Below are 12,515 nucleotides of genomic sequence, written 5' to 3'. Positions count from 1 at the left end.
GCGCCTTCTGGTCATTAACGGAACAACGTTTGCGCCCAGCGTGCCAACCCGGCGGTGACCGAGCCGAAGTCGTTGCCGCCGACGATAGGAATGCCCGGCAACTGCTGTTGCAGCGCGGCGCGCAGCAGCGGTGAACGTGCACTGCCGCCGGTGAGATAAATCACCTGTGGCGCTGTCTGGCTGCTGGCCAGCGCGGCGCTGACCTGTTCCTGGATGCGCAACAGCGGCTGCGAAATAGCCTCGGCAAGCTGATCCTGGCTGATGGTTTCCGCCAAATCAGCCTGGACGAAAGCCAGCGGTGCGCTGATGTTTTGCTGCGCAGACAGGGCGATTTTACTCTCCTCCGCCGCGCGCACCAAACGGTAGCTCAGACGTTGCTGGTGGACTTTCAGCAGGCGTTTGACCTTTTCCGGCTCGGCGGCATCGCGGATCAAATCTTGCAGCATGCGGCCGTTGGCGACGCTGTAAAAGTCGTTCTGCGCCGGCACGTCGTTGGTGGCGACTGCGTTCCAGTAGGGCAGCGCGGGCAGGGCGATACCCTTTCCGGTTTCGCCGCCCATGCCGAACAGCGGCATCAGCTGTTTGAATGCCAGCATGATATCCAGATCGTTACCGCCAACGCGGCAACCACTGTGTCCCAGCAGGCTTTGCTGGCGATCGGCGCGGTCACGCCATTGCGGCCCCATCAGCAAGACTGAACAGTCAGTAGTCCCGCCGCCGATGTCTACCACCAGCACGGTTTTCTCTTCGCTCAGCGTCGCTTCAAAGTCCAGCCCTGCTGCGACCGGCTCAAACTGGAATTCAATGTCCCTGAACCCGGCACGTTCGGCAGCGCGCTGCAAAATGCCCTGCGCCTGCTGGTTGGCCTCTTCACCACCCATGCCCTGGAAGTTGATCGGGCGACCGATGACCGCCTGGCTGATGCTGTCCTGCAGAACGTTTTCTGCCTGGCGCTTGATGTGGAACATCATGGCGCACACCAGATCTTCAAACAGTGCGATCTGCTGTGGCTTCAGGCCGTTGGCACCCAGGAAGGATTTCGGTGAGCGAACAAAATACACCTCTTCCGGATCTTCAACGTAGTGCGCCAATGCCTGCAGGCCGAACAGCACGCTGTTATTCGCGACCGGAATATCTTCCTCACGATTGAAGTTGATCGCCCGGCGCAGCAGTTGCTGGTTCTCTTCGCTGCCGGTCGGCACCTGCCAGTGACGGTGCAAGCACTCGCTCACGGCTTCCCGCGTCGGCGCGCACAGCATCGACGGTAAATAGGGTTCGTTGTTTTCCAACGTCAGCAGCTCGGGGCCGTTATCACGCATCACTGCGACGGAACAGTTGGCCGTTCCGTAATCGAATCCAATAAACATGTCTTTTCTCATTCCCCATGCCGATGAAGGGGGGCGACTTTACCCGAGACTTGCCCCCCGGGCAATGTGTGAGCGCTTAACTGACGAAAATTTTAGCGGCGAACGGGAGCGCATGCTTAACTTAATGTCCGAATCCCGCACGTCAGCGCATCAGCCGAGTCGCATAATGAACAAAAAACTGACCCCGAGCGTGGCCATGAAAAACCAACAGCAGGCGTTGTATCAGGCACTGAGTGCGCGCGATCGCAAATTCGATGGCCGCTTCTTCGTCGGCGTTTCTTCGACCGGCATTTATTGCCGCCCGGTGTGCAGTGCCCGCACGCCGAAAATCGAAAACTGCACCTTTTACCCGAGCGCGGCGGCGGCGGAGCTGGCGGGTTTTCGCCCCTGTCTGAAGTGCCGGCCGGAGTTGGCACCGGGGCTGGCGTTGATCGACCTCGGCAATCGCTATGCTCAGGTGGCAGTACAGCTGATTGAACAAGGCTATCTGTCGGAGCACAGCTGCGAGCAACTGGCCGCGCGGTTGGGAATTTCCGATCGCCACCTGCGGCGCATTTTTGCCGATCAGTTTGGCGCCTCACCGATTGATTATGCCCAGTCGCATCGGCTGTTACAGGCCAAACGGCTGCTGGCGGATACCGATATGCCGCTGAGTGAGGTGGCGTTTGCCGCCGGTTTTGGCAGCCTGCGACGCTTTAACGAGCTGTTCAAGGCGCGCTACCGGCTGATCCCCTCGGCGCTGCGCAGCAGCAGCGGCCGCAATGAGCGTACCGTCGCCAGCGGCCTGGTGTTTCATTTGGGCTACCGGCCACCCTATGACTGGCCGCGCATGCTGAGCTTTTTGCAAACCCGTGCGGTGAGCGGGGTGGAACGGGTTGAGGGGCAACAATATCTGCGGGCGATCGCCATTACTCAGGGCGGCATTGACTATCAGGGTTGGGTCAGCGTACAGCCGGAGGCGGCCCGTAATCGGGTAAGGGTAGAGATCGCTCCGGCGCTCAGCCGGGTGACCACGGAAGTGTTACGCCGTATCCGCCAACTGTTCGATCTGGATGCCGCACCGGATCTGATCACCCAGGCCTTGGGAGCACTGGCCGCCGATGCGCCGGGCTTGCGGCTGCCCGGCTGCGTCAACAGTTTTGAACAGGCGACCCGGGCGGTGCTTGGGCAGTTGGTCAGCGTCAAGATGGCGGCGACCTTTGCCGGACGCATGGCGGAACGCTGGGGAACGCCGTTGGAACAGCCCTACGCCGGCATTACCCATGTGTTCCCCAATGCTGAGCAGGTGGCGCAACTGCAACCCGAGGAACTGCGCCCGCTGGGGGTGCAACTGAAACGCGCAGCGGCGCTGATCGCCATTGCACGGGCGGTCACCGAAGGGCGGTTGCAGTTGGATAACGTGCTGGATATTGAGCAGGGGATCAAGGCACTGACCGCGTTGCCGGGAATTGGCAGTTGGACGGCCAGTTATATCGCTATGCGCGCCTGGTCATGGCCGGACGTCTTTCTGGCGGGGGATTATCTGATCAAACAGCGATTTCCGGGGATGACGCCACGCCAGATTGAAAACTATGCTGAACGCTGGCGGCCATGGCGCTCCTACGCCACGCTGCATCTGTGGCATAACGAGGGCTGAGCACCGTCAGAGGACACTGACGGCTAGCGCGTTACTCTTCAGCGGCGATGCGCGCCAGCAGGCTGTCGATCCCTTCTCGCATCAGGAACGTCAGGACTTTCTCGCGTTCGCTTTCGCTCAGGTGATAGTAATACTCAACCCATACCGCCAACGGATCCTTACGTTCAACCTGATATTCTGCGGGAGCCTCTTGCAACATCAGCAGGCTGCGCGCGCCGATCGGCAGGCTGTTGATGTGGTATTCCACCGCTTTGCCCTGGACGCCTTTTCGACGGCGACTGATCCAGCCTTCACGGCGGGCCATCAAGTTGATTCCCTGTGGTGAGGAGGGCAGTCCTGCAATGCCGGTCAGCTCTCTGGCGGCAAACCACTCGTTTTTCATAGCCATTATCCCTGAGCCATCACGTTTAAAAATGGGGGTGGAAATTAACGCGCGTGCTGATTTCCGTATCGAGGTATTGTTCAAACGATTAACTTTGACTCGTTAGTTATACCACTAACCTCAGGTTGGCTAAGCAAAAAAAGTGTGATGGGGGCATGGGGGCAAATGACGCCACAGCCCGAAAAACAGGAGAGTGAGGCAGAATAAAGGGGAACGAGGGGAGCGAACGTCGAAGACAGCCGCGGAGTCATGCCGCCCGCGGCTGTCTCAGTGCTATTGTCAGACCCTTGTGGCTAACTTTTGCGGTGTGGTTCTTCAGGACTCAGCATCTTTTTTTGCCGTGCTTCGTACAGATAGACCTGCCCGCGACCCTGATGTTTGGCGGTGTAGCAGGCGATATCGGCCTGTGCCAGCAGTTCACTGCTATTGCCGCCGCCGGTATGGATGCAGGTGATGCCTGCGCTGGCCCCGACGTGATAAACCTTGCCCTCCCAATAGAATGGGTACTGGCTGATGTAGTTCACCAGTTGCTGCATCAGGGATTTGGCCTGCTCGGATGAGCAGTCAAACAGGATCAGACCGAACTCATCGCCACCCAGCCGGGCCAGACAGTCACTGTGGCGCAGATGGTGCTGCATCAGTTGCGCGATATCCCTCAGCAACGCATCCCCTGCCGCATGGCCGGCACTGTCATTGACCGCTTTAAAACGGTCGAGATCGAGGAACACCAACGCATGCTGGCGTTGTTTTTCAGCGGCGCCGGCGATGGCGTTTTTCAGCCGTTTCTCAAAGTTGGTACGATTGGGCAGGGTGGTCAGGGCATCGTGAGAGGCGCTGTAACTGAGCTTACGCATCAATTCGCGTGAGACGGTGACGTCTTGCAGCACCATCACTGCCCCCATCACTTCATCATTGAGGGTTTTCAGCGGCGATACCGACTGCTGAATGTCGAAGTGGCGGCCGTCGCGGCTGTGCAGCACCAGGGCATAATCGGCTGAAAGCTGGCGGTTTTCGTGCAGGCAGCACTGAACCGGGTTTTCGACTTCTGAGCCGTCTTTGCCGTTGGTCATGCGTACCACCCCGGCGATCGGCATGCCCACCGCCAGGCTCAGTGGCCAGCCACACATCTGCTCGGCCACCGGGTTCATAAAGGTAATCTGCATGGCATCGTTGGTTGAAATTACACCTTCGCCGATGGCGTCGAGGGTGATATGCAGACGCTCTTTCTCCTGGTGGAGCGCTTCGGTCAGGTTGCGTACTTCGGTCATGTCGATGTTGGTGCCGATCATGCGCAGTGGCTTGCCCTGGGTATCCAGAATGACGTTGCCCTGACCGCGGATATGGCGCACTTTCCCTTCGCGGGTGAGCAGTCTGAATTCCAGGATAAACGGTCGTGGCTGGTCCAGCAAAGAGGACATCTCAAGGTCGGTACGCTCACGATCTTCCGGCAGCAGCAGGGTCCGCCACAGCGACAGCGTCGGCTTCTGGTCCGGACTGAGGTCATAAAGCTCAAACATGCGTTTGTCCCAGGTGAGCTCTTCGCCGTCCATCACCCACTCCCAAACGCCGATCCCCCCGACCTGATTGGCCAGGGTAATGCGCTCAACCAGCCGGTGATTTTCCGCTGCGGTGATTTTCCGCTGCGGTGCGTTTCAGCTCGCTGATGTCTTCCACCTGAGAAATAAAATACAGCGGCAGGCCTTCGGCATCGCGCACCATCGATACCGCCAGTAGCGTCCAGACGTGCTCACCGTCGCTGCGGATATAGCGTTTTTCGAGGGTGTAGCTGCTGATATGGCCGTCGAGCAGGTCGCGCAACTGCACCAGATCCGCATTGAGATCGTCCGGGTGAGTGATCTCCTGAAACGTCAGGCGTCGCAGCGCCTCCGGGGTGTAGCCCAGTAGCTTGCACAACGCCTGGTTGACCTGCAGCCATTGTCCCTGCGGTGACACCAAGGCCATACCGATGGCGGAATACTCCAGCGCATTACGAAAGCGGATTTCGCTCTCGACGATATGCTGCTTTTCTACCCGGAAGGCGTGCATCACCATCGCCATCGAATGCGCCGGGATCAGAATCAACAGGATCGGCAGGTAGATTTCAATGTCGCTGAGCGGCGTAGTGGGTGTACGGAAATGCAATAACCCCAATGAAATCATTACGGTGATCATGAGCGTGGTGCAAAAGCAGATGGTGAAGGCTTCCAGCCGTGGCAGAGCGATCGCCGCCCACAGCAGCGGCAGGATGACGAAGGTAAATGGAAAGGGCAGGTGGGCCAGCGCCAGATAACCGAAAACCAGCGACGCTATCAGCGCCAATAACAGCGGGAAAAGGTTTAACTGCTCCAGCATGCGACGGCGGTACACCAACCCGATAGGGGCCAGCGACAGCACGCCAATGGCTTCCGAAATAAACCAGGTGTTAAACGGCTGCCAGAAGCTTTGTCCGGGGATTGGAGCCCACCAGGCCGCCAGTAAAGCGCTGAATAACGGGGTGAAGATCACCGCACAGACCACAAATTTTAGCCAACTGGCCAGGCTGTTCAGCGGATCGTCCGGTAACAGCATACGGCGCAGCAACAGAGTACAGACCACGCCTCCAGCAGGTTGATCAGCGACAGTTTGAACGGCAGCCAGCTAAAGCCGTACAGGAGCGAGCTGGCGGTGACAATGGCGGCTCCACTGGCCAGCAAGGGCAAGCCCCACTGGTGTGGTGAGTAGCGATATAGCACCGTGATGATGGCGGCGGTCGGGAACCACAGCGGGGTAAAGTGGCTGGGCTCGTTGGACAACGTCAGGCACAGCAGCGCCAACAGGAAAACCACGGCGGCCGCCAGTAAGGTATGCGTCAGCAGTGCGCTTTTGCGCGTGGTGAGATGATTCGGTGCGCTGATATCCATAGACAACCTTAATACTGGCATCTGTCACTGAACGACGTCATGACGCGGATGAGGTGAAAAGTTTATTGCCAAAGGGTAGTACAGTGCGGCAAGAAAGCCTACTGGATCAGGCGGTTTTAGTGAGCTGTAGCAAAAGCCGGCGTTGCCGCCGGCCATCAGGATTCAGAGCAGGAAAATGGTGGCCAGACCGAGGAAAATAAAGAAGCCGCCGGTGTCGGTCAGTGCGGTGATCAAGACGCTGGAACCGACCGCCGGATCGCGCCCCATTTTTAGCATGGTCATCGGGATCACTACCCCCATCAGCGCCGCTACCAGCAGGTTGAGGATCATCGCCAGCGTCATCACGCCGCCCATCGCCCAGTCGCCATACAGTAGCCAGGTGACTATCCCCATGATCCCGCCCCAGACCACGCCGTTGATGATGGCGACCCCCAGCTCTCGGAACATCAGGCGGGAAATATTGCCGACCTCAATCTGATGCAGCGCCAGCGCACGAACGATCATGGTGATGGTCTGGTTGCCGGTATTACCGCCGATACCCGCGACAATCGGCATCAATGCGGCCAGCGCCACCAGTTGCGAAATAGTGTGTTCAAACAGACCGATAACGCGTGAGGCAATAAACGCGGTACACAGGTTAATCGCCAACCAGGCCCAGCGGGTTTTCACCGCTTTGCTGACCGGGGCAAACACGTCTTCTTCCGGGCTTAAGCCCCCCATGCGGCGCAGGTTGCTGTCGCTTTCTTCGTTGACCACGTCAACGATTTCTTCAATGGTCAGACGGCCCATCAGCTTGCCTTTGGCATCAACCACCGGGGCGCTGATCAGGTCATAACGTTCGAACGCACTGGCGGCTGCCTCGGCTTTATCTTCCGGCAGAAAACGGGTGGGATCGCTGTCCATTACCGTCTGCACCAGCGTTTCCGGGTCATTTAGCAGCACGGCGGTGAGCGGCAATTCGCCCAACAGGGTATTTTTACGATCGGTGACGAAGAGTTTGTCGGTGGCTGCCGGAATGGTTTTGCGCAGGCGCAGGAAGCGATGCACCGCCCCCAGGGTGACGTCCGGGCGCACCGTGACCAGTTCAAAATCCATCATCCAACCGACGGTATCTTTACCGTAGTGGATCATCTCGCGCACCTGCGCGCGTTGCTCCGGATCCATTGAGGTCAGCAGGCGACCCATCAGGTTACGCGGCAGGTATTGCGCCAGATAGGCCTGTTCATCGACGTCCAGCGTTTTAATCGCTTTGAGCAGGTCTTTGTCGCTCATTTCTTCGATCAGGCTGTCCCACACCGGTTCGGCCACTTCCACCAGCGTCTGACCGCGTTTGGCGTTGCCGATCAATCGCCACAATGCCAGGCGCTCGTCCTGCGGCAGGGCTTCCAGCAAGTCTGCCAGGTCAGCGGCGTGCATATCATCCAGCAGGCCGGTGATTTCAGCGGTCTGGTTTAGCAGTTCGCTTTTGCTGAGGGCATTTTCATCCCCTGGGCGACCGAGAATGCCGTCGACCAGGTCTTTGTTGTTTAACAGCAGAGAAAGAATGCGCTGGCGATACTCAGCGACTTTTTTAACGTTATGCGTTGCGGCTGACATGGTATTCCTTACTGGCACTCGGTGATCCTTACAGACGGACTCTGGACAACATAGAGCATAGTGAATGCAGGCGTCATTTTTATGATATGGGTGCAGAAGCTGAGGAATAAGTAAGGGGCCTGGCATGCCGAAACGCCGGCAGGCTGCTTAACTATTCGCAAGCCCTGCAGAGGAGCTCGAGTCTGTGGGTTCAGGGGGTTGTGTCCTGATTTTCACCGCCGATCTCGGTGGTGCTTTGATAAGGGGCGAGTTGTTTTTCCTGATGATGGGGCACCGCGACAACCGCAGCATACAACAGACGGCCGACCAAAATGATAAAGCTGATAAACAGCACTATTTTCGTCATTTGTCCGGTGGTTTTTTTACGCATATATCACCCGGCCATGCCGGTTTCCTGTGTTATACCCGTGCGTCTTGCCAGCGGGAGGGGGCGGATACATTGCCTCGATCCTGTCTGGGGATGGCGGGGGATTAAAGCCGATAAATTGTAACCGGAATTTTAGCTATCGATGACAAATATTGTCTATTTATTTCCAGACGGCAAAACAAGGTATTTCACCGGTGTTTAGCTCGGGTTTTAGTTTCTCTCTGGGATCAGCGGGTTAAGGCAATACAAAATAGGGCTTTACACATTATTACCCAACTTTTCTTTTTTGATTGATCGCAGTCAAGCCTCCGCTGACCCCAGCGCCTAAAATTCCCCCCATTCCCCTGTCGCATATGTTATTTTCACTTTGCCTCATGAATGGAGAGAGGTACGTAAAGGAACCTGCCTTATTACCTGAACGCGTGAAGGGAATTACGCTCTGAAGGATTCGCTATTTTTATGGTTAAGCCAATATTCTGGAAGCTTTTGCGCGAGCGCTGGTGGGGTTGTCCCCTCATCTGGGGCCTGTTATTGATCCCGTTCGCCGGTTGGTTGTCACCGCGCATTATGCTGCCCGAGGGCAAAGTCTATTTGCTCTATCTGCCACTGACGGCCTGCATGGCGTTGCTGATGGTTTATGACTGGCGTGCGCTGCCGGGCATTACCCTGGCTATCATGCTGCGTTACGGTCTTCGACTGGGCCTGGAAAGCGGCATGTTGGTGATGTTGCTGTACCTGTTTTGTCTGGGCCTGTGCTGGCTGGGGTACCGTAGCCAAACCCAGCGGCGTTGGTGTGCGGCCCCGGGGGTACCGGCGCTGGTCAAGGCGCGCCTAATCTGGTTGGTGGTGTTGCCGGCGCTGCTGTTTATCTTCGGCCTGAAGCTGCTGGTCAGTCTTGCCCAATTGCCTGATGAACTGGGAATGATGCCGGGCGATAGCAGCCACCTGTTGGCCCTGGTTAATTTCCAGGCTTTGTTGCTGGGTAGCCTCTCCGCCATGCCGCTGTTTTACTTCATGTTACGCATTCTGAACAAGCCCGGATTTGCTCTGACCCTTTGGCGGCGTTTTGGCCGCGAAATGGCGCCAAACGTCAATAAAAAAGAACTGGTGCTGTGGCTGTCAGTGCTGGGCGCTATGGTGGCTCTGCTGTCTTATCAGGCCAAAAGTGCCAATCCTTTGCTGCTGGGGGGCTACGGCCTGATATTGCTGCTGCCGGTGATGTTGTACGGTGCGATGCGTTTTGGCTATCAATTCATCTGTATTATCTGGTCCGCCACCCTGCTGGTACTGTTTTTCAATTATCCCGGGTATACCCAGCGCGAGAATCTGCTGCTTAACCTGGCGGTGATCTCTTCGATGATGGTGGTGTTTACCCTGTGCATTTACCTGATGTCGGCACTCAATACCCGTCAGCGTTTGAGCCACGCCAGAGCACAAAGCGCCTCGCTGCAGGATCCGGTGATTGGCTTGCCTAACCTGCGTGCCCTCAAGCGCGATCTGGCCCAGTCGCCACCTTCAACCCTGTGTTTTCTACGGGTCAGCGAGTTGGATTTGCTGAGCCGTAACTACGGCATGCAGTTACGCATTCGCTTCAAGCAGCAGTTGGCGGCGCTACTGCATCAGGTGTTGGCACCTGGCGAGGGGGTTTACCACCTGCCGGGTTATGATCTATTGCTGCGAGTGGACGCCGAAAACAGCGAAGCAAAGGTGGCGGAGGTTTACCGCGCACTAGAGAAATTTCGCCTGATATGGAACGGCTTGCCGCTCCACCCCCCGCTGGGGTTAGGATTTTGCAGCGTGGTGGCCGATTTTGAACATCTCTACCTTCTGCTGGGGGAATTGAGCTCGCTGGCGGAGGTATCACTGACCAGCGGCAAACCGGAGAGCGTGCAAAACGGTGGTCATCTGGTGCAGGGGGAAATCAAGCGTAAGGTGGCGTTGCTGCACGGCGTGCAATATTCGCTGGATAACGATGGGTTTATCCTGATGGCGCAGCCGATCGTTGGCCTGCGTGGCGACCGATATCATGAAATTTTGCTGCGTATGCACGACGAACGGGGGCAAATCATCTCGCCGAATGATTTTCTGCCGGTGGCGCACGAGTTCGGTCTGTCCTATCGGGTGGACATTTGGGTACTGCGCCATACGTTGAAATTTATGGATCAGCATCGGGCAGAGCTCCCCAGCGCGCGCTTTGCGGTGAATCTGTCGCCTTCTTCGCTGTGCCGACCGATGCTGTGCCACGATGTGAACAGCCTGCTGGAGCAGTACCGGATTGAGCCCTATCAGCTGACGCTGGAGGTCACGGAATCGCACTTGCTGCAGGATACGGATTACGCCAGGTCGAACCTGCAGGCGCTGCGCGAAATGGGCTGCCGCATCGCGCTGGACGATTTCGGTACCGGTTATGCCAGCTACGAACGGCTGAAGATACTGCCGGTCGACATGTTGAAAATCGACGGCGAGTTTGTCCGCGACATGCTGACCAACCCGGTGGATTTCCAGGTGATTGCGTCTATCTGCAAGGTGGCACGGATGAAGCGGCTGACCATTGTGGCGGAATACGTCGAAAGCATGGAACAGTTGGCTGCGTTGAAGGGGGTCGGTGTTGACTATATGCAAGGTTATTTCATCGGTGAACCACAACCGTTGGCGGCGTTGTTACCGGTACAAGATTGAATTGTGCCCCCCGGCTGTCAGGGGGCACAGACTCAGGCCGAGCGTTGCTCGTTCTGAGAACCTTCTTCTTCGCAAATCAGTTTCCAGCCTACCACGTCGTTCCAGTAGGCCTGTTCGCGTTCGAGATCCAGTTGCACCAGATTGTTCAGTGCCAGATAACCGGCCGGGAAGCGCAGCGTCCAGTGGTTATCGTCGGTGCTCAGGCGCAGGGTCTCTGGCGTGGTGGTCGACTGGCGCTGGTTGTTGAGCAGGGTACTCAGGCGCAACAGTTGGATCAGCGGCAGATAATGCTTCTTCTTGAACAGGTTCAGGCGCGGCAGTTCTTCCAGCTTGATGCCCTTGCGGTGGAAGCGCACCAGCGCCGCCAGCAGCAACTGCTGCTCCTGGTTGAAGCCAGGCAGGTTGGTGTTTTGCAGAATATAGGCCGAGTGGCGGTGCATGCCGCTGTGGTTGATGCTCAGCCCCACTTCATGCAGCATCGCGGCCCATTTCAGCAGCGCTTCCAACTGAGGATTCGCCAGCTTGGTGTTTTGTGCCATCCACTGTGCGTATAACAGCTCGGTGGTATCCAGCACCCGTTTGGCCTGTTCACGGTCGATATTGTAGTGATCGGCCAGGCTTTTGGCGGTACGGCTGCGGATATCCTGGTGGCGGAAACGGCCTTCCATTTCGTACAGTACGCCTTCGCGCAGCGCGCCGTCGGAAAGACGTAGATCGCGGATCGCCAACGCATCGAATACGCCGCACAGGATCGCCAGACCCGGTACAAAGACCGACTGACGGTCTTCCGACAGCCCCGGCAGGCTCAGGGAACTGAAGCTTTTAAACTGCAACACCTGTTCCGCCAGCATCTCCAGCCGTTCCAGGGTGATCAGGCCGTCTTTTTCGCCCATCTCTACCAGCACTTCGTGTGCGGCCTTGATGGTGCCTGACGCGCCCAGGGCATATTGCCAGCCCTGAATACGGTATTGCCAGGCCAGGGTTTCCAACTTCTGTGCCGCCGCCAGGCGTGCACGTTTGAAATTGTTTTTGCTGATTTCACCGCCGGGGAAAAACTGTTGGGCGAAACTGACGCAGCCCATACGGCGGCTTTCTGCCAGCAGCGGTTCAAAGTCTTCGCCGATCACCAGTTCGGTAGAACCGCCACCGATATCGATCACCAGCTTGCGGCCTTTTTCCGGTTGGGTGTGTTCCACACCCATAAAGATCAGACGCGCTTCTTCCTGCCCGGCGATAATTTCGATCGGGTAGGGGATCACTTTAGCCGCACGCTTGAGGAACACTTCCGCGTTAACCGCTTGGCGCAGGGTATGGGTACCGACGATAGTGACGTTATCTGCCGGGAAGCCTTGCAGGCGTTCGGCAAATAGCGCCAGGCAAGCCAGGCCGCGTTCTATTGCCTCTTCACTGAGCACATTGTTGCTGTCCAATCCATCGGCGAGGTGGACCCGTTGTTTTAAACGGCCCAACACCTGTAAGGCGCCGTTGACGACGCGGGCAATCACCATGTGGAAGCTGTTCGACCCGAGGTCGATGGCAGCGATTTCCTGCGGTTTGTTTGTTGCAGTGCTTTTTAGCGGCATAGTGG

10 protein-coding genes are annotated in these 12,515 nt (G+C 57.4%); 2 read left to right on the top strand and 8 right to left on the bottom strand.

What is annotated here, in order from left to right; translation table 11 throughout:
* Positions 1-14: 14 nt before the first annotated feature.
* Entirely contained in the window at positions 15-1,367 is a 1,353-nt protein-coding gene (yegD, locus tag OC597_RS18905; RefSeq protein WP_261259067.1) for a molecular chaperone, read from the bottom strand.
* A gap of 166 nt (positions 1,368-1,533) precedes the next feature.
* On the opposite strand from yegD, the gene alkA reads away from it, so the two are divergent.
* Positions 1,534-3,003 carry a DNA-3-methyladenine glycosylase 2 gene (alkA, locus tag OC597_RS18900; RefSeq protein WP_262210000.1) on the top strand — a complete coding sequence of 490 codons (1,470 nt, stop codon included), beginning with the start codon at positions 1,534-1,536 and terminating at the stop codon, positions 3,001-3,003.
* Between the two features lie 31 nt (positions 3,004-3,034).
* On the opposite strand, the gene OC597_RS18895 is transcribed toward alkA, so the two are convergent.
* From OC597_RS18895 to OC597_RS18870, 6 genes are all read right to left on the bottom strand, one after another.
* Positions 3,035-3,385, bottom strand: a complete 351-nt coding sequence (locus OC597_RS18895) for a DNA-binding protein (protein ID WP_261259073.1) — start codon at positions 3,383-3,385, stop codon at positions 3,035-3,037.
* A 293-nt stretch (positions 3,386-3,678) separates the two neighbouring features.
* Positions 3,679-4,935, bottom strand: a complete 1,257-nt coding sequence (locus tag OC597_RS18890; protein WP_262209998.1) for a diguanylate cyclase domain-containing protein — start codon at positions 4,933-4,935, stop codon at positions 3,679-3,681.
* 52 nt (positions 4,936-4,987) lie between these two features.
* Positions 4,988-5,980, bottom strand: coding sequence for a PAS domain S-box protein (locus tag OC597_RS18885; RefSeq protein WP_262209996.1), 993 nt, complete (start codon positions 5,978-5,980; stop codon positions 4,988-4,990).
* Entirely contained in the window at positions 5,929-6,285 is a 357-nt protein-coding gene (locus OC597_RS18880; RefSeq protein ID WP_262209994.1) for a hypothetical protein, read from the bottom strand. The genes OC597_RS18885 and OC597_RS18880 overlap by 52 nt, the downstream gene beginning before the upstream one ends.
* A gap of 162 nt (positions 6,286-6,447) precedes the next feature.
* Positions 6,448-7,881, bottom strand: a complete 1,434-nt coding sequence (gene mgtE / locus OC597_RS18875; RefSeq protein ID WP_261285886.1) for a magnesium transporter — start codon at positions 7,879-7,881, stop codon at positions 6,448-6,450.
* 190 nt (positions 7,882-8,071) lie between these two features.
* Positions 8,072-8,251, bottom strand: coding sequence for a YfgG family protein (locus OC597_RS18870; protein ID WP_261259079.1), 180 nt, complete (start codon positions 8,249-8,251; stop codon positions 8,072-8,074).
* 456 nt (positions 8,252-8,707) lie between these two features.
* Between OC597_RS18870 and OC597_RS18865 the strand changes: the two genes are divergently transcribed.
* A complete protein-coding gene (locus tag OC597_RS18865) occupies positions 8,708-10,927 on the top strand; it encodes an EAL domain-containing protein (RefSeq protein WP_262209992.1) in 2,220 nt (739 codons plus the stop codon).
* 32 nt (positions 10,928-10,959) lie between these two features.
* Here OC597_RS18865 and ppx read toward each other — a convergent pair whose 3' ends face one another.
* Positions 10,960-12,510, bottom strand: a complete 1,551-nt coding sequence (gene ppx / locus OC597_RS18860) for an exopolyphosphatase (RefSeq protein ID WP_261259081.1) — start codon at positions 12,508-12,510, stop codon at positions 10,960-10,962.
* Between the last annotated feature and the right edge of the window lie 5 nt (positions 12,511-12,515).

This window comes from Serratia proteamaculans (assembly GCF_946227095.1).
Classification (GTDB): domain Bacteria; phylum Pseudomonadota; class Gammaproteobacteria; order Enterobacterales; family Enterobacteriaceae; genus Serratia; species Serratia proteamaculans_E.
Note: the sequence above shows the minus strand (reverse complement) of the source record. Positions and strands in the feature narration are given on the sequence as shown.